14 protein-coding genes are annotated in these 26,733 nt (G+C 61.8%); 6 read left to right on the forward strand and 8 right to left on the reverse strand.

What is annotated here, in order from left to right:
* Positions 1-104: 104 nt before the first annotated feature.
* The 5 genes from QZ268_RS17910 to QZ268_RS17930 form a co-directional block, all read right to left on the reverse strand.
* Positions 105-803 carry a YjbF family lipoprotein gene (locus QZ268_RS17910; RefSeq protein ID WP_295455250.1) on the reverse strand — a complete coding sequence of 233 codons (699 nt, stop codon included), beginning with the start codon at positions 801-803 and terminating at the stop codon, positions 105-107.
* Positions 800-3,052 (reverse strand): YjbH domain-containing protein, encoded by a 2,253-nt coding sequence (locus QZ268_RS17915; protein ID WP_295455252.1) that lies wholly within the window; start codon positions 3,050-3,052, stop codon positions 800-802. The genes QZ268_RS17910 and QZ268_RS17915 overlap by 4 nt, the downstream gene beginning before the upstream one ends.
* Before the next feature lie 151 nt (positions 3,053-3,203).
* Positions 3,204-5,078: a nucleoside-diphosphate sugar epimerase/dehydratase gene (locus tag QZ268_RS17920; RefSeq protein WP_295455254.1), complete on the reverse strand. Its 1,875-nt coding sequence runs from the start codon at positions 5,076-5,078 to the stop codon at positions 3,204-3,206.
* A gap of 299 nt (positions 5,079-5,377) precedes the next feature.
* Complete coding sequence (locus QZ268_RS17925) at positions 5,378-5,989, reverse strand: sugar transferase (protein ID WP_295455256.1); 612 nt, start codon at positions 5,987-5,989, stop codon at positions 5,378-5,380.
* Positions 5,986-6,996, reverse strand: a complete 1,011-nt coding sequence (locus tag QZ268_RS17930) for an NAD-dependent epimerase/dehydratase family protein (protein ID WP_295455258.1) — start codon at positions 6,994-6,996, stop codon at positions 5,986-5,988. Before QZ268_RS17930 ends, QZ268_RS17925 begins: the two co-directional genes overlap by 4 nt.
* A gap of 104 nt (positions 6,997-7,100) precedes the next feature.
* On the opposite strand from QZ268_RS17930, the gene QZ268_RS17935 reads away from it, so the two are divergent.
* From QZ268_RS17935 to QZ268_RS17960, 6 genes are all read left to right on the forward strand, one after another.
* A complete protein-coding gene (locus tag QZ268_RS17935; protein WP_295455260.1) occupies positions 7,101-8,216 on the forward strand; it encodes a polysaccharide biosynthesis/export family protein in 1,116 nt (371 codons plus the stop codon).
* 247 nt (positions 8,217-8,463) lie between these two features.
* On the forward strand, positions 8,464-8,898 hold the full coding sequence (locus QZ268_RS17940; protein WP_295455262.1) for a hypothetical protein: 435 nt from the start codon (positions 8,464-8,466) through the stop codon (positions 8,896-8,898).
* A gap of 60 nt (positions 8,899-8,958) precedes the next feature.
* Positions 8,959-10,191: a hypothetical protein gene (locus QZ268_RS17945; protein ID WP_295455264.1), complete on the forward strand. Its 1,233-nt coding sequence runs from the start codon at positions 8,959-8,961 to the stop codon at positions 10,189-10,191.
* A 115-nt stretch (positions 10,192-10,306) separates the two neighbouring features.
* The gene (locus QZ268_RS17950; RefSeq protein WP_295455266.1) at positions 10,307-11,107 is read left to right on the forward strand and encodes a class I SAM-dependent methyltransferase; all 801 of its coding nucleotides are present in this window, start codon (positions 10,307-10,309) and stop codon (positions 11,105-11,107) included.
* 32 nt (positions 11,108-11,139) lie between these two features.
* Positions 11,140-14,334: an FG-GAP-like repeat-containing protein gene (locus tag QZ268_RS17955; protein ID WP_295455268.1), complete on the forward strand. Its 3,195-nt coding sequence runs from the start codon at positions 11,140-11,142 to the stop codon at positions 14,332-14,334.
* Positions 14,335-14,710: 376 nt separating this feature from the next.
* On the forward strand, positions 14,711-22,645 hold the full coding sequence (locus QZ268_RS17960; RefSeq protein ID WP_295455270.1) for an Ig-like domain-containing protein: 7,935 nt from the start codon (positions 14,711-14,713) through the stop codon (positions 22,643-22,645).
* Positions 22,646-22,778: 133 nt separating this feature from the next.
* Here QZ268_RS17960 and QZ268_RS17965 read toward each other — a convergent pair whose 3' ends face one another.
* The 3 genes from QZ268_RS17965 to QZ268_RS17975 form a co-directional block, all read right to left on the reverse strand.
* Positions 22,779-24,101 (reverse strand): tetratricopeptide repeat protein, encoded by a 1,323-nt coding sequence (locus QZ268_RS17965; RefSeq protein ID WP_295455272.1) that lies wholly within the window; start codon positions 24,099-24,101, stop codon positions 22,779-22,781.
* Positions 24,098-25,690 (reverse strand): hypothetical protein, encoded by a 1,593-nt coding sequence (locus QZ268_RS17970; RefSeq protein WP_295455274.1) that lies wholly within the window; start codon positions 25,688-25,690, stop codon positions 24,098-24,100. Before QZ268_RS17970 ends, QZ268_RS17965 begins: the two co-directional genes overlap by 4 nt.
* Positions 25,691-25,889: 199 nt before the next feature.
* Positions 25,890-26,693: an A24 family peptidase gene (locus QZ268_RS17975; protein WP_295455276.1), complete on the reverse strand. Its 804-nt coding sequence runs from the start codon at positions 26,691-26,693 to the stop codon at positions 25,890-25,892.
* Between the last annotated feature and the right edge of the window lie 40 nt (positions 26,694-26,733).

Here is a 26,733-nt window from a genome sequence, read left to right on the forward strand (position 1 = left end):
CGAGCGGGATGATAATTTCAACGTAAGCCATAGCGGCAAATTGCTTGAAGAATGGTTTTCTCCCACATATTGCTGGAAATTTTAGCAACCTGTGGCAAAAACGCTTAACTTGAGAGGTCCCGAATGCGCAGATAGCCGGTTTCGGGACCTGCCCACTGCCGTGATTTCCAGACTTTCTGACTGCGAGAATCAACCCAATAGTCATTGATAACTACAGTTTGACCCGGCCCTTCGCAGCGCTCCTGTAAGTGGCGGGTATTGTAATACTTCTCGTAGATCTCCAGTTTCTGCGCCCCCAGGTCGCTGAGATCACAGGCTAGGGTGACGATGCGCTGCTGGTTATCGCCGCTGCGCAGATGATAGCTGCGTTCTCCGCCCTGTGCTGGTCCGGCAAGCCCCTCTTGGACCGGGACCCCGGTCGATATCAGGTTTCCCGGCAGCCCTCGGGTGGCAATCAGCAGGCCATTGCGAAAGGACAGAGCGCTGCCATCATCGGCACTCCAGGTGGTGATCTGGCCGGGGAGATCATCCTGGCGGATTAGCCCCTGGGCCATATAGCCTGTCACCTCCTGTCGCTCGACAAGGACTTCCAGGTGTGGCCGGTGCTGATCAAGAAAGGCGCGGGTGATCTGCAAGGGCGCAGGATCGGGTGCCCGTCGCGCCGCAATGGCATCGCGCAGGGCGCGGCCCACTTCGATGGAACCGCTGGCTTCTTCGGGGCCGGTGCTGCAGCCCGCCAGGATCAAAAGACTGGTCAGGGTGATGGCTTTTTTCAGCGGCTGAGCCAGGGGGAGAGATGTCATTCCCAGAACCTCGCGCGTTGATTTTGCAGGCTGCTGCGATGGGCCGCGCGGATGGAGCCATAAAGCCGCCCCGGAACGGCGACGCGCTGGCCGCCATCGCGTTGCGTTGGGCGAATGGTCAGGCCATAGCCCCGGCGACTGGGTTTGCCCAGCATCCAGCCCAGCGGGATCCGAAAGCGAAAGCCCTTGTCAAAGGAGCCTTCGCCAAAATCCGCAGCGGAGACATTGGTCAGGGTAAAGAAGGCCCCGACCGACCAGCCATTGTTAAAGACCCGGTCCAGGCTGAAGCTTCCGCCATAATCCCCGGCCAGATAGCGTCCGGCATCCAGCTGAAGATGATAGTTGTTGCTCAGCTGGTAGTAGAGCGAGGCATGGCCAGTAAAGGTCTTGTAATCGCGGAACGACAGCCGCTGGTCATAGTCCCGCTGGACCACGTAGTTGGCCTCGACCCCCAAGGCCAGGGGGCTATTGATGGGTTTCCACAGGACTTCACCGGAGATGCCGCCAAACATGGTTTCAAACAGGCCCACCGTGGTGCGGGCATAGAGATTTTGGCCGGGTTTCCAATTGTGGGCGACATAGAGGTTTTCCAGAGTGGTGCCAAACTGAGCATATTCCGAAATATCGGTGCGCACAGGGGGCAGCTTCGAGTTGGAGGCGCGGCTGTTGCTCACATTGCCTGCAAGGCGTTGACGCAGGGCGCCGGCAATGATCCAGCCTGGGGCTGGTGCGTAGCTGGCGGTCAGATCGACGCCAAAATCAATGCGGAAGGGGCGCGCCGGGTCAAAATAGGAGGGTTTGGTATAGGGCGCAAAACTGCTGGAAAACGCCGGGTACAGCTCATCTGAAAACAGCGCCTCCTCCGCCAGTGGCTGGGCTGCGGTTATCGCGCTTACGGCACTGATGCCATTGCTGGCATCGGTGGCGAATTCCTGGGCCTCAAGATCCGAGCGCCGCACCGTGATGGTCGACAGGCCAATCCCATTGCGCACCGGGGTGATGCGGAAGGTTTCAACCGAGGCGGGCTGGGTTGCAGCCATGGCCCGCGCCACCCGCCCGGCTGCCTGCATCTCGGATTGATAGCGCGGGTTGCGATAACGCACCTCGGCGCCGGTACCCTCAAAGGTGATGGCCTCGAGAATGAGATCGTCCTTTTTCAAAGCCTCGGCCAGAGTGTCGCGAAACAGCGTGGTTTTTTGGCTGCTCTCCACCCAGTCCTGGCTCCAATCCTCTTCGTTGACCGCCCATTGGCTGCGCGGGTAGATTGGCTGCGCCGCGGGCACCACCATGGGGGTCAGCGGGTGATGGGGATTGAGCTGGAACTGGGCGGTAAAGCCGATTTCAGAACCATAGAGATAATAGGCACCGAGCCGGGTGCGATCACTATACTGGTATTCGGCGCCAAAATTCAGCGCTGATTTGCGCTCAAACACATTCGACACCTGTGTCTCGGTGACATAGGCATCGGTGGAATATTCCGCTTTCAGGCTGAGCCGCTCATTGGGCTGCCACTCGATACCGCCAAAGGGGGCAAAATCGCCGCGAAACCATTGGTCATAAGACAGCTCGCCCCCGGTGGAGCCGCCGACAAATGTGGGCCGCACCCCGCCGATATTGCCAATGGCCCCATGCGAGCCCAAGCGTCCCCAGCCGAGACCTGCGCTGATTTTCAGCTGGCCGGGGCCGCTGCGGCGTGACAGGGCTGGCGTCTGAAACCGTTTGGTGGCGACAAAATATTCCGCCGCATAGACCCCGGTGCCGGCAAAATCCTGCAAACCCATGGTGACCTCGGGCAGCCAGCCACGTTCTTTCCACAGCCGGGCGCGCACATCAAAGCCGCGGTCATAATAGGTGGCAAAGCCAAAGAGATTGAGGTTCCTGATGCCATTGTAGCGAAAGCTGGCAGAGAGCCAGGGCAACGCCTGAAAGGTGACATTGTAGCGACTAGTGCCGCCAAACCAGGAATAGCTCACCGCATAGGTGCCATCGGGCAGCATCTCGGCTGAGGGGGTGTCGATGATGCCGGGGGTGCCATAGAAGTTCAGCGCAGGCGGGGGCAGCGGTTTGAACCGCGGCGCCGCCGCATCACTGCCGGGCTCTGGGTTTTGCGGCCTGCGGGTGATCTCGGGGAGCCAGGCCTGGGCGGCAGGAACAGGGAGACAGGTCACCGCCACGGCAACCAGCAGCTTCCAGCCCAGGGCTGGTTTGGAGAAGGAAGCCCTGAGCAGGCGGAAAAAACTGCGAGTCACGAAGAGAATTGCCTTATGCCTGTCGATTCGCCCCTCTGAGTGAGGAAACTATGCCTATCGGTGTCAGTATTGCCAGTTTTGACCCGCCGCGAATAGAACATAAAACGGACCATAGGATCAACGCAGTCCCTCTCGCAACCTGCCAGACAGATCAGGAGGTCTTGCGATCTGTATCCTGGCTGCCATAGCCTTCGACCCAGCGCTGTAGCACCTGACGCGCGGCCAGTGCATCTCCGGAGGCCAGAGACTGGCGCAGCCCGCGCATAAAGGCCGCAACCTCGATCTCTGACAGCACGGTTTCACGGGCACAAAAGATCTTCGGATGGCGGGTGGTTATCAACTCATTCGTCAGGGTGAGTTCTTCTTCCATCTTTTCACCAGGCCGCAACCCGATGATCTCGATACTGATATCCCCCTCGGGATTGGTTTCGTCGCGTAGGGTATAACCGGCGCTTTCGATCACCTGCCGGGCCAGCTGCAAGATCGATACCGGTTCGCCCATATCCAGCACAAAGACTTCGCCGCCACGGGCCTGAGCGCCGGCCTGCAACACCAGTTGGACAGCTTCCGCGGTGGTCATAAAAAAGCGCTTCACCCGCGCATCGGTCACTGTCACCGGCCCACCGCGGCTGATCTGATCCTGAAACAGGGGCACCACCGAACCGGAGGAGCCCAGTACATTGCCAAAGCGCACCATGGTAAAGATGGTCTGACTGCTACGGGTGGCCAGATCCTGCAGCAACAGTTCGGCCATCCGCTTGGAAGCCCCCATCACATTGGTCGGGCGCACCGCTTTATCGGAGGAAATCAGGATAAAGCGCTCTACCCCGGCCAGGGCCGAAGCCTGCGCCAGATTCTGGGTGCCAAAGACATTATTGGCCAGCCCAGGCAGCGGGTTGGCCTCGACCAGGGGAACATGTTTATAGGCCGCCGCATGCAGCACCACCTGGACACCATGGGTTTCCAGCACGCCGCGCACCTGGCGTGGATCGGTGACCGTCCCCAGGATCGGCACTATTTCGACCCCGATTTCGGCGGCCTGCTGTTCCAATTCCTGGTGCACGGTATAAAGCGCCAGTTCGCTCAGCTCGAACAGCACCAGCTTGGTGGGGCGGCAGCGCAGCACCTGACGGCACAGTTCCGATCCGATGGAGCCGCCGGCTCCAGAAACCAAAATCACCCGATTGGCATAGGAGCTGCTGGCTTCATTCAGCGGCAAATTATGGCTTTTACGGCCCAGGAATTGCTGCGGCGGTACTGGCGTCAGCTTATCGACCAGAGCCTCCTCGCCAATGAGCTGGGCAAAGGAGGGCAGCGCCTGCACCTCGAGCCCCATACCCTGCAGGCGTAGAATGACCTGAGCCTGTTTCGGTTGGCTCTGCGAGGGCATCGCCAGAAGCACCCGATTGATCTGACGGGTTTGCACCAGCTCCTGGATGCGGGAGGGGGCAAAAACCTGAAGCCCCACCAGGGTCATGCCCTGCAACGATCCATTGTCATCAACAAAGGCTACCGGATCGATACCATCATGGGATTTCAGCGCCTGCGCCAGTTGGGTGCCGGTGGTGCCGGCGCCATAGATCAGTACCCGGCAGCGCGGGCTGGCGCGGCGGTAGATCATCAGAACGATCTGATGCAGGAACGCCCGGGTCGCCATCATGAACAGCATATAGCTGGTGGCAAAAACCACATGGGTGCCCGAGGGCAGATCCGGTCCAAACAGATGGGTCAGCACAGCCAAGACCACCGCCGTCATAACCGCAACCACCCCGGTCAGCGCCACAGCGTGACGTTCATAGGCATTGAGCTGCACCATCGGCAGGCCCAGCCAGACAGAGCTGGCCGCCATCACCAGCATCACATAGGGCAGCACAGGCAGCATCGCAGCCAGCGTGTGCAGGGCCGGATCCGGCAGCGGCTGTACGGTCAGGGTAAACAGCAGGGCCAGTGGGATCAGCCCCAGATCAATCGCCAGAAAGACATAGGATTTCTGTTTCCGCGAAAGCGCACTAATTAGGTTGAACATCCCACAGCCCTATTCAATATTTTGCCCCCCCGCAGAAGGCCTGGTGCGATCTATTTGTTGAAAACACGGTCTTTGGCAGCCGTCAAAGGCGTTGAATTGCGCCTCGTTAAAAGCAAATTTCACTCACTCTTCCATGGTTTAATCGTCCACCGCTAGCACAGAACCGCAGGAGAGGCAAAGCCAACAGGCCTGCCCTAGGCCACTCCAGCCCCCCCCTGTTGGCCATGTCGGCCATAAAGCGCCGAGAGGCTGTCATGGAATTGCGGGGTCACACGGATTTTGCCCCTTCTGACAGCGCTTCAGCCGCGCCGAAACAATCCGCCGATGGTCTGGAACACCAGATCCAGGTCATAACAGACACTCTGGTGGCGCTGATACATCAGATCCAGGCGCGCCTTGGCTGGCACGCAGATGCGAGAGTAGACCGCATCGGTCTCTTCGGCACTCTGGCAGCGCTTCAGCAGGGCGGTCTCATGCTTGTGATAGGTGATCGAGGCAAGCCCGGTCACGCCAGGACGTGATTTCAATACCTCGGCGTAGATTTCGGGGTGGGCTTCGACATATTGGCGCAGCGGTGGGCGGGGGCCAACAAAGGAGAGATCCCCTTTCAGGATATTCCACAGCTGCGGCAGCTCATCCAGCCGTTTGGCGCGCAGCCAGGCGCCAGTCTTGGTGATCCGCGCGGCCTTATCGCCGCCTGAAACCCCGGAGTCTTCACCCACCTGGGTCATGGTGCGCAGTTTCCACAGCTGAAACCCGCGGGTTGGAGTGGTCATCCGCTCTGACAGGTAAAATATTGGCCGCCCCTCTTTCCACAGGAGCAGCAGCAAGATCAGCAGCAAGATTGGCCCCAGGATCACAATCAAAAGGCTGACAAAGAAAAGGTCAAAAAGACGTTTGCGCCAAGTCATGAGCGAGAAAAATCCTTTGTTTGCAAAAGCTTTTGCAAGGTTTGAATAGGGCTTTTCGCCGCCTCTTTCCCGTGGCGGGACGAGGGCTGCACGACCGCCCATTCGGTCACCATATAGGCCGCATTCGCAGGGGGCGACAGCGCTGTCTGCAGGCGGGCGTCCCCGGCTTCCGACAGGACCTGACGCAGGCGGCTCACATCGAGCTCGACTTCGGAAATGGCGCTGGCAGGGGCCGGGCGCCAGGCAAAATCCAGCTCCGCCGCGCGCAGCAGTGCTGCCATTTCGATGGCACCCGACTGCGCCAGATTAAGCAGCGGCGGCAGGTCGGATTGGCGGACCAGCGCCGCCAGGACCCGGGCCAAGGTCACACTGCCGATGTAGCTGCGTTGCGGGCTGCGGCCATCGGCAAATTGATCCAGGGTAAACCCCGGCTGCCAGCCGCCCAGGATAGCATCCAGCCCAGCGATATTGCCGATGCGCAGCGCCGTGACCGGCACCCCCAGTTGCTGCCCCAGCGCCAGCGCCTGCTGCTCCATTTCCGCCTTGGCGGCGCCATAGGCATTGGCGGGGCTGAGTGGACTGTCTTCGCTGAGCAACCCTGGCTGGTTGCCATAGACCGCCGCCGACGAGCTGAGCAGCACCCGCGCCGTCGGCGCCCCTGATATTTCGGCGGCGCGCGCCGCTGCCTGCACTGCCGCGCAGGCCAGGCGGGTGTTATCCGCCAGATCCATGCCCCGCCCCGGAATACTGCCCGCCAGGCAGAGCACCGCCTCGGCTCCAGCAAGTAGCTGCACCAGCCCAGCAGGATCCTTCAGAGGGTCCTGCAATGCAGGCGCTGCCACCTCTGGTCGCTGCAGCAACGGGTTACGGCTTTGCCAGCGGATTTCAGCCCCCGCCAGGGGGGCGGCCAGGGGGGCGGACTGGGATACGACCTCGGGCCAGCAGTGGCGTAGCACCCTGCCGATCCGCCCCGAGGCCCCTAGAACGACTGTGACCGGAAAACCCATATGCCGCCTCTGTTTGTATCAGATGCGCAGTTCAGTTGACGCGCCGTCTAAGCCCAGTATCTTGCGGGCAGCAAAAATCAAGACCATTCCTGAAAAGAGCTTCTATGCGCCTTCCGATTCTTCTGTTCGCTGCTGTCAGCCTGCTTTTGTTGCCAGTTGCCTGCGGGCGTTTGCCCGGTGGCGCCCCCGCCAGTGAAGAGATCATCAAACAATCCTCAGATGTGGATGCGGATTTTGCTCTCTACGCGGTCAACCGGGCCTTTTTGCCAACGGCGGCGCAGTGGCCGTCCACCGGCAAGCAGGAGCGGCTCAATTGGATCGGGGCCAGCAATGGTGCCAAGACCCAGATCATCCAGCCGGGTGACACGCTCACGCTGCGGATCTGGGACAGCAGTGACAATTCCCTGCTGACCTCACCGGAACAAAGGGACGTGCAGTTGCAGGATGTACGCGTTGCCGCAAATGGCAGCGTCTTCATGCCCTATGTCGGCAATGTGAATGTGCTGGGGCTAACGCCGGATCTGGCCCGCGAGCAATTGCAGGTGGAGCTGGAAGCCATCGTGCCCTCGGCACAGCTGCAACTGGACATGGCCGAGGGGCGCAACAACTCGGTGGATCTGGTCTCGGGCGTTGCCAGCCCCGGCACCTATCCGATGCCCAATCGCAACTTTTCGGTGATGGGGCTGATCTCCATGGGCGGTGGCATCAGCGCCAATCTCAACAATCCACAAATTCGCCTGGTGCGCGGCCGCAGCATCTATGGCACCTCGGTGGATGCGCTGCTGAATGATCCAAACAAGGACAGCCTGCTGCGCGGGGGGGATCGGGTCTTTGTCGAAGAGGATGAGCGCTACTTCCTCTCCTTTGGCGCCACCGGCGAAGAAGATCTGCATATCTTCTCCAAGGATGAAATGTCGGCGATGGATGCCATGTCGGTGGCCGGCGGGTTTCAGGACAGCCGCGCCGATCCTCAGGGTCTTCTGATCCTGCGCGAATATCCCCCCTCTGCTATAACACCCGGAGTGCGGGGGCCGCGTCATACGCGGGTGGTCTTTACCCTGGATCTGACCTCGGCGGATGGGCTGTTTTCCGCCCGCCAGTTCCAGATCAATCCCGGAGATCTGGTGATGGCAACGGAATCGCCGCTCAATGATGCGCTCACCATCTCCAATATCATCGGCAACTTCTTTGGCGTCTTCAGCCGCGCTGGCGTTCTGTAACCGGGATAGCACCGCCAAAGGGGCTTCTTTGGCGCCAAAACCACAGGGAGGGCGTAACGACCACAGCACAGATGCAAGAGAGGTAAAAACAACCGCGGGACTCAAAAAAAGCTTAAGATTCTTCGCATTTACCCCTATTCTAACGCAAATGTGTAGAGGGTGTCAGAGATGGTGCCTTTGTTTGTTCCGATCATATCTAGCTGTTTTTGTTCCACAAAACTGCCCTAGGGCAATGAGGCAACCAATGATGAAAACGATCACGTGTCGCGCCCGTCAGGCGGGCAGAATTCTGAGCCTGGGGCTTGGTCTCGCCCTGGCCAGTGCCGCAGCGGCGCTGACGGTGGATCCGGTCCAGCAGTATAATTCCAATGCCGTTTGGTTCGAAAACTGGACCGGTCTGAGCAATGCTACCCTGATTGTGGCCGCCCCCAATGGCAAGGTAACCGAAGTCTTTGCCGCCACCGGCACCCCGGTGTTTGAGCTGTCCCGCGACCAGGTTCAGGACGGCACCTACCGCTATGAGCTCAAGGCTGCCACGGACGAGCAAGTTGAAATCGTCAATCCCATCGACAATGGCCGCGGTGAGACCGCCACCACCAGGGGTAAAGGGTTTTACATGAATGGGTCTTTTGTGGTGTCGCGCGGGGTAATCATTACCCCCGAAGAGATCCGCGAAGACTGACCCTTACGCAGAATAACCGCGACACAGCAGGGGCTGCTTCGCACCGAAGAAAGGATTTTTATGACTTATATGTTCCAGCGCAGCCTGATTGCAGGCGTTAGCACCCTGGGTCTGATGGCCGGTGTCGCCCAGGCAGATCAGGTCATCTCTGACGACCTGATCGTGCAAAACAGCATCTGTGTCGGCCAGGATTGCGTCAATGGCGAAAGCTTTGGCTTTGACACCATCCGCCTAAAGGAAAACAACCTGCGGATCCGCGCCATGGATACCTCAAATTCCGGCAGTTTCCCAACCCGTGACTGGCAGCTGGTCTTCAATGACAGCACAAACGGCGGGCAGGACAGGTTCTCGGTCGAGGATATTGATGGCGGCCGCACCCCCTTTACCATCGAAGCCTCGGCGCCTTCGCATTCGCTCTATACGGATGACGGCGGCCGCATCGGCCTGGGGACCAGCACTCCAGTGGTCGAGCTGCATGTGGTGGATGGGGATTCCCCAACCCTGCGCCTGGAGCAAGACGGCTCCTCTGGCTTTACCCCCCAGACCTGGGATGTGGCCGGCAACGAGACCAACTTCTTTGTACGCGACGCCACCAATGGCAGCCTGATCCCCTTCAAGATCCGCCCCACGGCACCGAACAACTCGATCTATGTCGATACCGATGGCGATATTGGCCTGGGCACCACCAGCCCGGATGCAGGGCTGCATATCACCCGCGGCTCGCTGCTTGTGGAACAGGGGGACGGTGGCGCTGGATCGGCGCCCCTGCATGTGCGCCGGTCTGATGGCAGTGCTATGATCTTGGTTGAGGAGACCGCTGCGGCCGCGGCTGCCAGACAGCTTCTGAAGCTGCAAAACAACGGCACAGTATTCATGAGCCTGACCGAAACCGGCAGCAATTTCACCTGGAACGTGCAACACCAGACAGACAATAGCTTCCGGATTACCAACGGGGCCAACGCCGGCGAAGAATTCCGCCTGGAAAGCGACGGGGATTTGCGGATTTCCGGCGGCCTGGTGACCAGCACCGCAGGCAGCTGTACCGGGGTCACGCCCTGTGACCGCGTGTTCGACCCCGAGGTCTATACTGTTGCTTCGATCGAAGACCATGCCGCCAGTATGTGGGCCAACAAGCATCTGCCAGCGGTCGGAGCAACCCGCCCGGATGAGCCGCTACGGGTAACCAACAAACTTCTGGCCATGCTGAACGAGCTTGAGCATGCTCATATCTACATCGAGCAACTCAATACCCGGGTGAAGGATCTCGAAATGCAGCTGGCCAAGGCCGAATAAGCCTCTGGCTCTGTAAACCCGCCTGATATGGCTGCGACAGACTGAAAGTGCACCGCTATCGTGCCTTTTGGTCTGTCTGCGCGCAGATCCGCCTCTAGATGAAGATCATTAAACCATGCCCTCCAATACCCCCCTCGGCCTGCCTGCATCCGGTCTCTCGGCAACAGGGTCTGAAACAACTCTGGAAGAAGACATCCTAGCCACACGGAAAATGGCCCCGGGCGGCGAGAATTACCGAGCCTATGTCGGCCCGCCTCAGCAATATGATTTCATGGGGGCCACCCAGTTCCGCCTAGTCACCTCTCTGGGGCTGCGCGAAGACCATCATCTGGTGGATATCGGCTGCGGATCTCTCAGGGCAGGGCGGCTTTTGCTGCAATATCTGATGCCTGGGCGCTACACTGGGATCGAGCCCAATTCATGGCTGTGGCAGACAGCGGTCGAACAGGAGATCGGCCAGGATGTTCTGGACATCAAAGCCCCGCGGTTTTTTGACGAAAGCGATTTGAGTCTGGCTGGTGTCGCCGATCACAGCAGCGATTTCATCGTGGCCCAGTCGATATATTCCCATGTCGGCCTCGACTTGTTGCAAAGCTCCTTGGCAGCGGCTTCACGCTGCCTGTCGCAGCAGGGCCAGTTCTTGTTCACGGCTATTCTGGCCGACTGTGCCGGTGCCGCCAATAAGACCAAGGGGAGCGCCTATTCCGGATGGCTTTATCCAGAGTGCACCCTGTTTGAGGAAGATGCCATCACAGAGGCCTGCCAGCAGAGCGGCTTGCATGTGCAAAAACTGTCTTGGTACCATCCGCGGCAGGTCTGGTTCCGGGCGGTGCGGGATCCTGATATGTGTCTAACAACGCATATGGTTCAACAATTGGGAACCGGCCGCCCCCTGTTCGACACTCGGTTCAAATAGATACCCAAAATACGGAATACGGCCAGGATACCATGTTACTGATACGCGCTCTGACCTCTCACAAACCTCTGGTCCTGTCGCTGCTGATTTTGGGCACGCTGGCCTATCTGTTCTGGACCGGCTCACGCTATCCGGCGCTGAATGAAAAGCTGATGATGTCGGGGGCGATCCAACTTGAGGATCCCTTGAGCTTTGAGGCAAAATACCCGCTAACCGAGGCCATGAGCATCCCGGAGAGGGTGTTTTATTCCACCCTGAACTGGATCAATACCAATAAGAAGGGGATGACATTTGGCATCCTCTTTGCGGCCGCCTTTATGACCACGCTGGGTTATCTGCGCCGCCGCAGCCTCGCGAGCGGCTTTGCCAATTCCGTGCTGGGGCTGTTTCTGGGCGCGCCGCTGGGGGTCTGCGCCAATTGCGCCGCCCCCATTGGCCGCGGGCTTTATGCCTCGGGGATGCGGGCCGAGACAGCGCTGTCGGCCATGGTGGCCTCCCCCACTTTGAACTTTGTGGTGCTGACCATGCTGCTGGCGCTGGTGCCGTTTTATATGGTGGTGATCAAGGTGGCCCTGTCGCTGGTGGTGATCCTCGCGGTGGTGCCACTGCTCTGCCGCCTGCTGCCAGTTCCGCAGCAGGCAGAGGTCTCTGCCGCCACCGCCTCCGTGCCGCCAAGCTGGAGCGCCGCCGAACTGGCCGCAGGTGATCTGGAGGCTGGTAATCTGGAGGCGGGCGCCCCCCACCGCGAGGGGCTGATCCGCGCCCTCGGGGAGGTGATCAAGGCCTATCTGGGCAATCTGTGGTATATTGTGCGGATGACAGTGCCGCTGATGCTGGCGGCGGGGTTTCTGGGCGCGCTGGTGGGCACATTGCTGCCCTCCGAGATGATTACCACCTTGCCCTTTGGCCTCGGGATCCTGCTGCTGGTGGCCCTGGTGGGGCTGTTCATGCCGGTGCCGATTGGCTTTGATGTGGTGATGTGCGGGGTGTTGATCGCCAGCGGGCTGGCGCAGGGCTATGTCATGGCGCTACTGATGACCCTGGGCAGTTTTTCGATCTATTCCTTCTTTATTATCAATCAGATGCTGGGGCTTCGCATCGCTGCCCTGCTGGGAGCGGCAATTGCCAGCCTTGGCATTCTGGCCGGCCTCGGGGCGCAGAGCTATCACAATTGGCAAAGCCAGCGCGCCCTGGAGATGCTGTTGCAAAGCGCCGCACCACAGGCGGTTCAGCCCGCCCCCACAGGTAGCCCGTCTGCCGGCCTGTCAGACAGCCTGTTCTGGAGCGCCGCCCAGGCGGCAACCCTGGAGGCGGATCCGCTGCCGCAGGTGACCAGTGCAGATTCCAGTGCGATCCAGATCACCACCACGCCCTTTGCACCGCGCTCAGCCGCCGCCGAAACCCTGTTCACCCGCGCCGAGGCCCGTGAATTTGGCATTGATAAACCGCTGGAATTCTCCATGCGTGATATGTGGCCGCCCTTCTGGGAGGGGCGCAGCCTGTCTTCGGGCGACATCGACGGCGATGGCGACATCGACCTGGCGGTGGCCTCCACCGAGGCGGGGCTTTATCTGTATAGCAACGATGGCCAGGGGCAGTTTTCCCGGGTGGATCTGGATCTTGGACCGCTGGCGGATCTGCAGGTGTTTAATGCGGTGCTGGTGGATATCGACAATGACGGCTGGCTGGATCTGTTCCTGGCCAGCTACCTCAAGGGCAATTTCTGGTGGCGCAACCATGGCGGGGCCTTTGGCGCCACGCCGCTCAGCCCGGTGCAAAACCAGGCCGAGACACCGCTCTCCATGGCGCTGAGCTTTGCCGATCTGGACGGCGATGGCTATCTGGACCTGGGGCTCGGCAACTGGGCGGCGGGCTGGTACCGGCGCATTCCGGGCGAGGAGTCGCGCAACCGGGTGGTGTTTAACCCCGATGGCGCCCTGAGTGGCCAGAGCTTTCACGAGTTGCCCGGTATTCCCGGCGAAACCCTGTCGCTGTTGTTCAGCGATTTTGACGGCGACGGCGCCCAGGATCTGATTGTCGGCAATGATTTTGACATCCCCGATTACTTTTATCGCGGCGATGGCCAGGGCGGTTTGCAGATGGTGACCCAGCCCGAGGGGCTGATCCCCCACACCACCACCACCACCATGGCGGTCAAGGTGGCGGATCTGTTCAATGACACCCGCCCCGAGATCTATCTGGCACAGATCGCCGGTCGCTCCTCCGGGGTCTCCGAGCGGTTGAAGATGCAGCCGCTGGCGCTCTATTGCGATGCCATTCAGAACGCTCAGGCCCGCGCCACCTGCCAGCAGAACATGGCGATCAAGGAGTGGTATAAATCCGGCAACCGTTTTGATCCCTCTTATGCCGGGCGCTGCCAGATCCTGACAAGCCGCAACCGCGACGTGTGCAAGGCGATGCTGATCAAGGATCTGGCCATTCAAAAGCGCGACGCCAGCCTCTGTACGCTGATCCCGGCGCCGCAGGTGGTGCCGCGGGCCTATTGTGATCTGCATTTCAAGCCCAGCCGCCAGCCCCTGGCGGAAGAAATCGCTCTCAGCCATCCGCAAATCCTGCGGGCCAATGTGCTGCTGGACTGGCAGGGCACGGCCTATGCGGATACGGCGGCGGCCCATGGGCTGGAGGTGGGCGGCTGGAGCTGGGACACCAAGGTGGCGGATTTTGACCAGGACGGCTGGCAGGATCTCTATATTGTCAATGGCACCTGGGTCCCCAATGAGGTCTCACCTTCCAATCTGTTCTTTCACAACACGGGCGACGGCAGCTTCCGCGAGGCCTCCGCCGAGATGGGGCTGGAGGATTACCTGATGACCGCCGCTGCCACCCAGTTTGATATGGATGGCGATGGCGATCTCGATTTGCTGGCGCATCCGGTCAATGGCCCGCTGACCCTGTGGCGCAACAATGGCCAGCAGCCCGGGCTGGTGGTGCAGCTGGAAGATCACCGTGGCAACCGCGCCGCCATTGGCGCCCGTGTCACCCTGGAAATGGCGCCTGGATCCGCAATGGGCGCCACCCAGACCCGCGAGATCCAGCTGGGCGGCGGTTTCATGAGCTTTGATGCGGCGCGCGTCCATTTTGGTCTCGGCCAGAGCGGCGCCGCCCAGGGGCTGCGCATCCGTTGGCCCGACGGGGAAGAGACCCATCTGCAGGGGCCTCTGGTGCCGGGACAGCTCTATCATATTCGCCGCCAGTCGGCGCAGTGAGGCAGCAAAACCTGCAGGGGACCAAGGGAATCACATCAAAAAGCCGGATCTAAACCCCCCGGGTCAAAAAAACCGTCAAAGAGCAGGGTTGCGGCATTTTTTCCGCTCTTGGGTGGCTGTCTGAAGATCGCTCTGAGGCGGCACCCTGTGTGTTTCTTTATGTGTATTCCGTGCGTATATCACGCAACCCCAGCGGTTGCCGGGGCGGCCATCAGCGGAAACTGGCCAATCTGCGACAGTTGTCGAAAATCTTTTTCTTTTAAAAATGTGTCATTGCTGCGCGGCGCATCAAAGCTCTACGCTGCCGAGAGCCTGTAAGCTGCCGCGCATGGGTTTGTTCGCATTTTGAAGACCTCTCATATTTCCGGGATAGCCCATGACCGATCTGCTGCGCCGTGTTTCACATCTGCTCCTTGCCAGTTTCCTGTTGCTGCCCGGCCTGGTTCAGGCGCAGTCCGCCCCCAGCTTTTCGGCGGTGTTTTCGCCCGCTTCGATCACCAGCGGCAACAATAGCACCCTGACCCTGACCATCACCGAGATCTCGGGTCTTCCCGCCAGCGATCTGACCGTCAGCGCCGCCCTGCCCGCCGGTGTGACCGTGACTGGCGGCAGCCAGTCCAACACCTGTAACGGCACGTTCACGGCAGTCTCGGGCAGCAGCAGCCTGAGCCTGAGTGAGGGACGTCTGGGCGCCAGCCAAAGCTGTGTTATGACCCTGCCGGTGACCTCCAGCACGGTGGCCACGCATACGCTGGTCACCGGGGATCTGACCTCCTCGTTGGGCAATAGCGGCACCGCCACGGATGATCTGACCGTCAGCCTGCCAACCCCTGTGTTTTCCCATAGTTTTGCGCCCAGCACCGTCAATCCTGGGGATATCAGCACCCTCACCTATACCATCGACAACAGTGCCGGCGCGCTCGATATCTTTTCGTCCAGTTTTGACGAAACACTGCCAAGCGGGCTGGCGCTGACCACCCCGGCCTCTGTTGTCAACAATTGCGGCGGCAGCATTCAGGTCACCTCTGGTGGCAATAATGTCGATGTCGATAATGTCAGTCTCGCAGCCGGGGCCAGCTGTACGATCACAGTCGATGTCGAGGCCCTGAGCCTGGGCGACCAGGTCACCAGCAGCACTCTGTTTTCGACCTTCTCCAACTTCTCCAACAGCCAGGTCATCGGCACTGGCACTCTGGTGGTCGAGGCCGCAGCCTCCAACCCGATCAATTTCTCCAAAAGATTCTCAGTGACCCAGGTGGGCCTGTCGCAGAATGTGACCCTCAGCTTTACCCTGCAAAACACCAGCCGCGATGACGCGGCCACCAATATCACCTTCACGGATGATCTGGATGCCATGCTGTCGGGGCTGACGGCCACCAGCCTGCCCGCCAGTGGCTTTTGTGGCGCGGGCTCCACGATCAGTGGTTCCAGCAGCCTGACAATTTCTGGCGCGACGCTGGCCGCCGGGGACAGCTGCAACTTTGATGTCACCCTGCTGACGCCCGCCGGGGCAGCCACCGGGGATTACACCAATACCACCAGCACCCTGAGCGCCGATATCGGCGGCAGCCCCTATAGCGGCACTGCGGCCCAGGCAAATCTGCGGGTGCTGGGCGATGGTGGCCAGGGCGCGGTGCTGAGCAAGTCCTTCATCAACAATCCGACGACCCCCGGCACGAACGCGACCCTGCGCTATACGGTGAGCAACCCCAATGCCAGCTTTGCCCTCAGTGACATCGCCTTCAGCGACGTCATCAGCGATATCACCGGTGCCGCTGATGTGACCATCGACACCCTGCCCTCGACCGGCTCTTGCGGGGTCGGCAGCAACTTTTTCCAGAGCGTTCCCTCAGCCGATAGTTTTGCTTTCAACCTGTCAGGCGGCGTAATCGCGGCTGGCAGCAGCTGCGTCTTCGATCTGCTGCTCGACGTTGAGACCACAGCCACCCCAGGGAGCTACAGCTCCACCAGTGGCGATGTGATCTCCACCGTCAATGGCGGATCGGTTATCACCCTGGGCGCCAGCGATACTCTGCAGGTGGCGGGTGGCGCCAATCTCACCTTCACCCAGGTCTTCAGCGAAGACCGTGTGGGAGCGGGAGATACCGCAACCTTGACCTTTACCATCACCAGCGCGGCGGAATCCCCCTCCACCGCCACCGGTCTGACCTTCAGCAATGACCTGAGCACCTTCCTGTCCGGGGCCACCTTTGGCATCACCAGCAACAGCTGTGGCGGTAGTGCTGCCTTGTCTGCCGGCAATACCCTGCTGAGCTACAGTGGCGGCTCCCTGGCCCCCGGAGACAGCTGCACCGTGGTGACCGCCGTGTCGATCCCCGGCGGCAGCAGCAATGGCACCTATGCCAGCACCAGCAGCACCTTGACCGGTATGGCCGGCGGCGAGGCTCTGGTGGTGCCGCTCAGCAGTGATGACCTGCAGGTTCTGGAAGGCGCGCCTCTGGAAGTCTCCAAGAGCCTTGCTCCCAGCGCCGCCCTGCCTGGTGAAACCATCACCCTGACCTATACGCTGACCAATCCGGATCCGACCCTGGGCTATACTTCGGTGTTTTTCACCGAGTCCTACTCCTCTGCCCTGTCCTCGCTGGCTATCGTTCCGGCCTCGCTGCCCGCCGGAGGGTTCTGTGGCGGCAGCGGCAGCGCCAGCGGTACGACCTTTGGCATTTTTTCGGGGATCGAAGTCCCGGCCAATGACAGCTGCGTCTTTTCCGTTGATCTGCTGGTGCCCGCCGGGGCCTCGGATGGGTCTTATGCCTTGATCAGTTCCAATGTCACCGGCACGCTGAACGGCACCTCCGTGACCCTGCCGACCATGAACGACACGCTCACAGTGCAAGGCGCGGCGCTCTCGCTGGTCAAATCCTATGCCAGCACCCCAACCGCCCCCGGTGATACGGTCACCGCAGAATATACCCTCACCAATCTGAGCAGCACCCATGCCATCGACAGTATTATCTTTAGCGATGATCTGGATGCTCAGCTCTCTGGCTTGACCTCCAGTGCCGGCGCCCTGTCGAATATCTGCGGCACAGGCTCTGCCCTCAGCGGCAGCTCGACCCTCAGCTTTAGCGGTGGCACTCTGGCGGCGGGGGCCAGCTGTAGTTTTGATGTCACCCAGCTGGTCCCGGGCGGCGCCAGCGCCGGGACCTATCCGGGCCTACCCGGTAATCCCAGCGGACAAAGCTCTGGCCTGGCCGTTGGTGGCTCTGCAATACCGGCCAATCTCACGGTCTCCAGCACCTCCCTGCCCAGCTTCAGCAAGAGCTTTACCGATCCGGCCCTGGCGGCAGGCGGCAGCACCACGCTGACCTATGTGATTACCAATACCGACTCCAGCGCCAGCCTCACCGCGCTGCGCTTTAGCGATGATCTGGATGCGGTGCTGAGCGGCCTTGTGGTCAGCGCAGGCACTGGCAGCGATCTGTGTGGCAGCGGCTCCAGCGTTTCGGGCACTGGCCTGATTACGCTGACTGGGGGCGAGCTGGCCCCCAGTGCCAGCTGCACCATCGCGCTGACCGTCTCCCTGCCCGGCTCGGCCTCCTCCGGCAGCTACAGCAGTACCTCCGGCGACCTCTCTGCCGGCGGCAGCTTTGCCGCCAGTGGCGCCACGGGCAGTTTTTCGGTGGAGCCAGCACCGGGCTTTGCCCAGGCCTTGTCGCCAGCAACCATTGCCCAGGGTGGGGTCACCACTGCCACCTTTACCATCGACAATAGCGCCTCTGCCCTGGCGGCCAACAGTCTGGATGTCAGCAATACCCTGCCCGCAGGTCTGGTGGTGGCGCCGACACCCAACACCAGTGTCACCTGTACGGGGGGAACCGCCACGGCTGTGCCGGGTGGATCGGTGATCTCATATACCGGCGGCACCGTTGGCGCCGGCGCCAGCTGTACCATCTCCCTGGATCTGCGCGCCACCGCGGTTGGCTCCCTGGTCAACACCACCGGCGACCTAACCTCCGGCCTGGGCAATTCCGGCACCACCACAGATACCCTGACCGTTACCGCAGCGCCCGCTCCCGGTTTTACCAAGGGGTTTGCCAGCAGCACCATCGTCCAGGGCGCCAGCACCAGCCTAGGCTTTACCATCGACAACAGCAGCGCCTTGATCGAGGCCTCATCGCTGGATTTCACCGACAGCCTGCCTGCCGGGCTCGTTGTGGCCGACAGCCCCAATGCCGCCAGCAACTGTACCGGCGGCACCCTGACCGCCACAGCGGGCAGCAGCAGCATCAGCTATACTGGTGGTAGCGTTACTGCCGCCGCCAGCTGTCAAATCAGCGTTGATGTCACCGCCGCCACAGTGGGTGCCCTGGCCAATACCAGCAGCGATCTCACCTCCTCGCTGGGCAATTCCGGCACTGCCTCGGATACGCTAACTGTCACCGCCGCCCCCGCGCCGAGCTTTGCCAAGAGTTTTGACGACAGCAGCGTGACCCTGGGTGCCAACACCACCCTCACCTTTAACATCGACAACAGCACGGCTCTGATTGCCGCCACAGCGCTGGATTTCACCGACACCCTGCCTGCGGGTCTCACCGTGGCCAGTACCCCCAATGCCAGCAGCACCTGCACCGGCGGCACCCTGACGGCCACCGCTGGCGCGGGCAGCATCAGCTATACTGGCGGCAGTGTCTCGGCTGCGGCCAGCTGTGTTATCATCGTCGATGTTACCACCAGTGGCAGCGGTACCCTGGTCAATACTACTGGCGACCTCACCTCCTCGCTGGGCAATTCCGGCAGCGCCACAGCCAGCCTCAAGGTACCCACGCTTGGCTTTGACAGCCCGCTGAGTGGCGATGATATCGTCAATGCCGCCGAGGCCACCACGGTCACCCTCTCGGGCACAACCAGCCTGATCGAAGACGGCCAGAGCGTCAGCGTCAGTGTCACCGACAGCGCCAGTGGCACGGCCAGTGGCAGCGCCACGGTCAGCAGCGATGCCTGGAGCCTGGTGATTGACCTCAGTGGCCTGAGTGATGGCAGCCTCAACCTGACAGCGGATGTCTCGGATGCGGCGGGCACGCCAACACCACAGGCCAGCGCCAGCCTGACCCTGGACACAGATCAGCCTGCACTGAGTTTCGACACCCCGCTGGCGGGCGATAATATCGTCTCCGCTGCCGAGGCTGGCAGCCTGACCATTTCCGGCGGTGCCGCAGGCCTGGTAGATGGGCGCAGCGTCAGTCTTGTCATCACCGACAGCGCCAGTGCCACAGTCAGTGGCAGCACCACGGTCAGCAGCGATGCCTGGAGCCTGGTGGTCGATCTCAGCGGCCTGAGTGATGGCACGCTGAGCCTGACGGCGGATGCCACGGATGCGGCCGGAAACCCAGTGGATCAGGCCAGCGCCAGCCTGGAGTTGGATCTCAATACGCCCTCTGGCTATAGCGCCAGCTTTGATCAGGATCCGGTCAATAGCGGCAATGAGGCCGCGGCGAGCTTTACCTTTGCCAGCGCTGAGGTTGGAGCGCTTTATGATTATTCCATCTCCTCGGATGGGGGCGGCAGTGCCGTCAGTGGCAGCGGCACCATTGCCAGCGCCAGCGCGCAGATCACCGGACTGGATCTCTCGGGGCTTGGCGATGGCACCCTGACGCTGTCGGTTACCCTGACCGACAGCGCCGGTCAGGCCGGATCTGCCGCCAGTGATACCGCGGCCAAAGACACCAGCCGTCCCACCGTCACCCTGACGGGCCCAACGACGGCACAGAGCAGCGCCTTTGTGGTCAGCCTGACCTTCGACACCAGCGTCACCGGGCTGGCCGAGGCGGACTTCACCATTGATGGCGGCACCGCCTCTGGCCTGACGGGCAGCGGCACCAGCTACAGCGTCACCGTAACCCCGGATCACGATGGTACCATGACCATCACCCTGCCCGTCGACAGCGCCGTCAGCGCCACCGGCAATGGCAATGAGATCAGCAATGTGCTGAGTGTTGAGGCAGATCTGACCGGCACCCCAGATCCAACACCGCCCGCCGATGCCGATGGCGACGGGATCCCCGATAACCTGGAAAGCAGCACCGCTGACCGCGATGGTGACGGTATTGTCGATAGCGCCGACTACGATCCGCAGGGCTATTTTTACTGCGAAGACAATGGCAATATTCTGTCAGGCGGCGGCATCACCGTCACCGGTCCAAGCGGCTCCAACAGCTCCGTCGGGATTTCCAACAACATCAACATCGTGCGTGATGGCTCCACCGGGGAATATCAGTGGTTCGCCCTGGTGCCCGGCAGCTATAGTGTGAGCTACAGCTATCCCGCGACCGGGGTTGCCAGCACCACGCGCCTGTCTTCTGGCACCCTGGATGTGACCTCGCTCTTGCCCGCCAACCCAGCGGTTCTGGGCTCGACCCAAGTGGGCTCCACTGGCGTGCTGGCGGACCCCTCTCTCGCGGCCAACCCGGTGTTCTACGATACCTTCGTAATCGAGGCCGGTGATCCGGATGTGCTCGCCAATAACATCCCAATGACCAATTGCAGCGCCGTGATCACTGTCAGCGCCAGCGACAATGGTGCCGAAGCCAATGGCGCCGCAACTGATAGCGCCAATTTCACCATCAGCCAGACAGTGGCGACCACTCTGGACAGTGTCATCAGCTACACTCTGACTGGCACCGCCACCTCGGGGGCCGACTACACCGCCCCCTCGGGAAGTGTCACTATCCCGGCCGGTGCAACATCGGCCCTGGTGGATTTGCCGGTGCTCGAGGACGGGCTGATCGAGGGCGACGAGACCGTCATTTTGACCCTCACCAGCGTGACCAGTGCTTCCGCCGGAGTGGCGCTCTCGACCACCGCATCTGAACTGACTCGCTCTGCCACTGTGACGGATGACGATTTTGCCGTCATCGCGGTGAGCAATGACGACCTCACCGCCACCGAGGGCGGCAGCGATACCGCGGCGATGAGTTTTGTATTGCTGGGCCAACCAACCCAGGATGTGGTGCTGAGCTTTGCCGGCGATGCCCAGTGTAGCGTCTCGCCAGCCCAAGCGACCTTTACCAGCGCCAATTATGCCAGTGCCCAGACCCTCACCATCACCGCGATTGATGATACCATCGTCGAAGGCACCCACAGCTGTCAGCCCACGGTCACCGTGACCTCGACTGATACGGCCTTTGATGGGTTTGGCCTTGCCCTGGCACAGGTGGTGGTGACGGATGATCTCATCGATCAGATTCGCACACCGCTGACTGAGATCCTGAAAAACGACCTGGAAGACACCGTTGGCAGCCAGCAGCGTCATTTCAGCGGCATCGCCAAGGGGGCGCTGGCGCGGTTGCAGGCAGGCGAAGCCGGGCTCGGCTGCGGCACCCTGGCCAGCTTTGACGTCGATGGCAGCATCAACACCCAGGGCGACACCGGCGGCAGCGACGGCACCTTTGGCTATGATGTCTACAATTGTGGCACCGGCAGCCGGGACATCCTGGCGGGCAGCTTCAGCCTGACCCGCACCGAAAACATCGGCACCCAGGCGCTGGTCCAGTTCTCCCGCCAGCGCGAGCGTTTCCTGTCCGAAAGCGACCTGCGTGGCCGGTTCTGGGGCGGCTATCTCAGCCGCACCAATGTGACCGGGCTGGCCGATGGCGCGATCCACGGCGTTGGTGTCAATGGCGGCCTCTATGGTGCTCGTCAGCTCGGCGATGGCCTGTTCCTGGATTACTACGCCGCCGGGGGCTTTGGTCATCACCGCTTTGATCTCAGCTTTGCCAATGCCGGCGGCGCCATCCAGGCCGATGGCAGCTATGACTATGCCGCCGCCTATGCCGGGGTGGCCCTGTCGGGACGGCATCAGCGGGACAAGCTGCTGATCATCCCACGGGTTGGGCTGGATCTGGCCTATGCCCTGGCCGGGGATGCCGATGTCACCGCCACCCAACTGGGGCTAAGCAGCACCGGCAGCATTGATATCCCCGATTACAACGGTGGTCGTTTCTTTGCCGAGGTCGAAATCGCCGGGCTGGGCAGCCAGGACGGCGACAATCCCCGCGCGATATCGAGACTGATGTCGCTGACCCCAAGGGTGATCTGCGAGGTGTCGTCTTATGACAGCGGGCTGGGCTGTGGCCTGGGGCTGAATTTCAGCCAGGAGCTCTTCAACCCAGCCACCGGGCTGATCTTCAGCTTTGAGATCGATTATGAGAGCGTCGATGACACCGATCGCTTGAGCGTCGATTTCCACCGCGAGCGTCGATTTGCCAATGGTGCGGGCGCCGTTGTCACCCGGTTGTCGATGCCCAGCACCGCGACGCTGAAGGTCGAACACGGGCTGCGCCTGGACTTCTGATCCAGCCAAGGCAGACCAGCGCAAAACAGCTCCACCCAACAGTCTAGCACAGACCGTTGGGCGGAGTTCTGATGGGGGCTTCAATTCATAGAAACAGACCCGCCGCGGCGGCCAGGATTGCGGCCAAGATCCCTCAGGGGTTCCAGCGACTGGCCCAGTCCTGAGCCTCAGCGATCTGCGCCTGCGTCATACGGCGCGAGAGCTCAGCAGTCAGGGCCGCAGCCTCCTCCTGACCAGCACTGGCTGCCAGCACCAGCCACATATAGCCCAGCACATAATCCTGCGGCAGGGCACGGCCTTCAACATACATCAGCCCCAGATTAGCCATGGCCGGCGGGTAGCCCACCTGGGCCGCAGCCTGCAGCAGCTCTGCGACCTGCGCCCGATCTGCCTGAGAGAGCGCGTCTTGCTTCAGTAAAACCCAGCCCAACAGGAACTGGGCAAGGGGGTCGCCCCGCTCTGCTCCTTGGCGCAGCCGGGCCAGTGTCTCGGCATCCTCTCCGGGTGGGACAAGCCGTGCATCAAAGATCGCGCCAGGCTGCAGGTTGCGCCTGGCCGATGCGCTGTCAGCGCGCCCGGCACGGCGGTAAAGATCTGCGGCCAGGGCTTCGTCCAGCGGCACCCCATACCCATTCTCATACATGGTGGCTAGATTACCCATGGCAACGGCCAGCCCCTGCTCGGCGGCGGCCTGAAACAGCGCTGCGGCGCGAGTATAGTCCTGCACCACACCATTGCCCCGCACATAGAGCAGACCAAGATTGTTCTGCGCCCGCGCCTGGCCGGCGGCGGCGGCCTGCTCATAAAGTCGCAAGGCCTCAGCAAAGTCCTGCGGCATACCGCTGCCGTTTTGATACATCACGCCCAGGCTGGTGACAGCCTCCAGCAGCCCTAGATCCGCCGCCTGACGATAGAGCTCGGCTGCGCGCCGCAGATCCGCCTGTTTTGTTTCGTTCTGGCCCGTTTCGTTCTGGCCGGTTTCGCTCTGGCCTGCGCCCTGCTCAAGAACGGCGGCCAGATCCATCAGCACCTGGGCCCGGTCAGCGGAGGACCAATCTGTCGCCGTCCCCTCCTGCCCCTCGCGCGCCGCCAGCTCCAGCCAGTGGCGCGCTGCGGCACGGTCCTGCACCCCGCCAAGACCACTGTGATAATAGTGCCCCAGGCGCTGCTGCGCCCGGCGGTGTCCCTGTTGTGCCGCGGCGGTGAACCACTGCAAGGCCTGTGAGTAGTTCTGCAACACCCCAGTGCCGCGCTCCAACCGCACGGCCAGCAGATATTGCGCCGCAGCCGCGCCTTCGCTGGCGGCCTGGCGCAGTTGCTCCAGCGGTATGGCCTGCCCCGCAGCTCGTTCCATCCCCTGTTGCGATCCGCTCCTGTCTTCAACCTGCCCTGCTACTGGCTGGGTCAATGCCAGCAGCAAAGTCAGGGGTAAAAAGCGCTGTGACCAACCCCTCATTTCTGTGCCGCCTGCGGGCCGGATTGCACCTGGGCAAAAAACGTCCGCGCCGCCTCCTGCGCGGCGGCGATCTGCTCTGGCACCATCAGATCAGCCGCCACAGCGCGCAGTTCCAGCGCCGCCGAGCTGCCCCCAGCGGCGGCGATATTGAGCCACTTATGAGCCTGAACATAGTCCTGCTCGACACCTGATCCCTGAATGTAAAGCCGTCCCAGATGATGCTGCGCAGTACTGTCTCCGGCCTCAGAGGCAATCAAGAGCCATTCTGCCGCTTGCCCGGCGCTTGCCGCCTCGGTCTCCGGCTGCTCCAGCATCCACAGCGCCAAGGCTGTTTGTGCCGGGCGGATCCCGTCTCGCGCGGCTGTGCGCAGCCAGTCCAACGCGCCAGAGTCCCCCGCCGCTGCCGCAACAGAGGCCCAGGGCACTGCGTGATGGGGCGCCAAAAGCCCCTGCAATTCCCCCCGACCGGCCATCCGTCCAAGCTGCAGCACCGCCGCCTCACTGCCCTGATCGACAGCCCGGCGATAGAGCACCAGCGCCTGCCGCAGATCCACCTCCGGCACCGCGGCCTGACCCAGTTCAATCTGGCCTGCAAACAGGCTGGCCAAATCATAACTGGCTCCGGCATGGCCAGCATCAGAGGCCCGGCGCAGCAGAATATCGGCCTGTCGCAGGTCTGCGGCGATGCCCATATCGCCCAGATAGGCCCGCCCCAGCACCGCCATAGCGCCAACACTGCCAGCCTGGGCGGCTGCCTCGAGCCACCGCAACGCTTCCTGTGGATTATGCGCCAGCCCATCGCCAGACAGGTATTTTCGCCCCAGCGCCAACTGGGACTGCACAAAACCGCCCTCGGCAGAGCGATGCAGCCAGTTGAGCGCAGCTCCCCGGTTCTGGGTCACACCCTGACCTTGGTCCAGCGCATAGGCCAGATAGAACTGCGCCTCTGCGTGCCCCTCGGTGGCAGCCGCTTCCATCCAACGCAGAGCGGCGGCGGCGTTTTCCGCAACCCCGACCCCGCGAGCATAGGCACGGCTGAGCTCAAACTGCCCAGCGACATGGCCGTTCTCAGCCGCCGCCAACAGCCAGGTAAAGGCCTCCTGCGGATCCGCATCCACTCCGGTGCCATTGCCATAGAGCAGGCCAAGGTAATACTGCGCCTCGCCATTGCCGCGGGCGGCGGCGGATTTGAACAGCTGCGCTGCCCGCGCCGGGTCCCGGTCAGGACTTCCGGCCGGGGCGCTCAGATAGATCCGGGCCAGCAAGACCGAGGCCTCGGCATGAGTTTGAGCTGCAGCCTTTTCCAGCCAGAGCTTTGCCCCCTGCGGATCCCGGGGCCCGCCACGCCCCTCCAGCAGCACCCTGCCATAGCGATACTGTGCCAGCGGAGTGCCGGTTTCCTTGGCATGGCGTTGCAGCCCGTTGCGCACAAAGACAAAATCCCCTGCCGCCCAGGCCTGTTCGATCTTGTCCATACCTGGCAAGGGGCCCGGCAAGGGGCCTGGCAAGGCCGCGCCCTGCTCTGTCTGGACCTGGGCGTCTGGCTGGATCGCTTGCTCTGCCTCTTGTGCCAGCAGCGGTGGTGACATCACGAGAATGCAGAGGCAGCAGATTCCTGACGCCAAGATGGAAAACCGGGGAAGGGGGCGGAAAAAAATCATGTCTCTCACATGTATTTGAAACGGAATGCAGCGGCTGTGCGGACCCTAAGTCCTGCCCTGCACAAGATCAAACCAATCCTGTCGTCGGCTCTCGCTGCGCAGATCTTGCAGAGCCAAAGCAAGGCAGTCAGAAGGGCAGCAGATGCGCCGCCCGCAGCACCCAAATCAGCGCCGCCGCCGCCGCAAGCGCAGTGCCAAAGGGCAGCGGCATAAGGGCCAGAGGTCCCTGTCTCTCCTGATCCCCTGCCGCAGAGAGGCCACGCGTATGCAAAGACAGCCCAAGCCCGCCCAACAGAGCCATAAGCGCCGCCATCAGCACCAGGAGAGGCAGATCCAATGGTCCGGCAAAAGCGCCCAGCCCCGCCATCAGCTTTACATCCCCCAGCCCCAGGCCCTCGCGGCCGCGCAGGGCGCGATACCCGGTCCGCAAGGCGAGAAAACTACCGGCCCCCAGCCCCGCGCCCAACAGGGCAAATCCCAGTGCCTCTGGCACCGGGGCCGGACTGGTCACAACCGCCAGCCCGAGGCCCAGGGCAAAGACCCCAGCGGTGAGCAGATCCGGCAGACGCAGCCACAGAAGATCCGTCAAAGCCAGCGCCAGCAACAACCAAAGAAACAGGCAAGAGAGCAAAACCACCGCCGGGCCGCCGCCCGCAGCACAAGCCAGGACGGCCGCTCCCAGAGCCAGGATCTCCATATAGAACAGCCTGGCCGGGATCACCGCGCCGCAGTGGCGGCAGCGCCCGTGCAACAACAGATAAGAGACCAGCGGCACCAGATCCCGCGCCTGCAGATCTGTCCCACAGCTGCGACAGGCAGAGGGTTTGGCAATCACATCCTCCTGCTGCGGCAGCCGCTCTGCCAACAGCGCCAGAAAAGAACCCATAGCCGGCGCCAGCAGGATCACAAACAGGGTCAGCCCCTCTGTCATCGATGCCCTCTCCTCTCTCTCCTCTGCCCCCGCTTTCAAG

The sequence above is a fragment of the uncultured Pseudophaeobacter sp. genome (assembly GCA_905479575.1).
Lineage (GTDB): Bacteria > Pseudomonadota > Alphaproteobacteria > Rhodobacterales > Rhodobacteraceae > Pseudophaeobacter.

Bases quoted from the DNA above. Each gene is read 5' to 3' on its own strand.
- QZ268_RS17975 (WP_295455276.1), bottom strand. From the start codon at position 26,693: ATGACAGAGGGGCTGACCCTGTTTGTGATCCTGCTGGCGCCGGCTATG.
- QZ268_RS17945 (WP_295455264.1), top strand. From the start codon at position 8,959: ATGACTTATATGTTCCAGCGCAGCCTGATTGCAGGCGTTAGCACCCTG.
- QZ268_RS17930 (WP_295455258.1), bottom strand. From the start codon at position 6,996: ATGGGTTTTCCGGTCACAGTCGTTCTAGGGGCCTCGGGGCGGATCGGC.
- QZ268_RS17920 (WP_295455254.1), bottom strand. From the start codon at position 5,078: ATGTTCAACCTAATTAGTGCGCTTTCGCGGAAACAGAAATCCTATGTC.
- QZ268_RS17935 (WP_295455260.1), top strand. From the start codon at position 7,101: ATGCGCCTTCCGATTCTTCTGTTCGCTGCTGTCAGCCTGCTTTTGTTG.
- QZ268_RS17970 (WP_295455274.1), bottom strand. From the start codon at position 25,690: ATGTCACCACCGCTGCTGGCACAAGAGGCAGAGCAAGCGATCCAGCCA.
- QZ268_RS17910 (WP_295455250.1), bottom strand. From the start codon at position 803: ATGACATCTCTCCCCCTGGCTCAGCCGCTGAAAAAAGCCATCACCCTG.
- QZ268_RS17965 (WP_295455272.1), bottom strand. From the start codon at position 24,101: ATGAGGGGTTGGTCACAGCGCTTTTTACCCCTGACTTTGCTGCTGGCA.
- QZ268_RS17960 (WP_295455270.1), top strand. From the start codon at position 14,711: ATGACCGATCTGCTGCGCCGTGTTTCACATCTGCTCCTTGCCAGTTTC.
- QZ268_RS17950 (WP_295455266.1), top strand. From the start codon at position 10,307: ATGCCCTCCAATACCCCCCTCGGCCTGCCTGCATCCGGTCTCTCGGCA.
- QZ268_RS17940 (WP_295455262.1), top strand. From the start codon at position 8,464: ATGAAAACGATCACGTGTCGCGCCCGTCAGGCGGGCAGAATTCTGAGC.
- QZ268_RS17925 (WP_295455256.1), bottom strand. From the start codon at position 5,989: ATGACTTGGCGCAAACGTCTTTTTGACCTTTTCTTTGTCAGCCTTTTG.
- QZ268_RS17955 (WP_295455268.1), top strand. From the start codon at position 11,140: ATGTTACTGATACGCGCTCTGACCTCTCACAAACCTCTGGTCCTGTCG.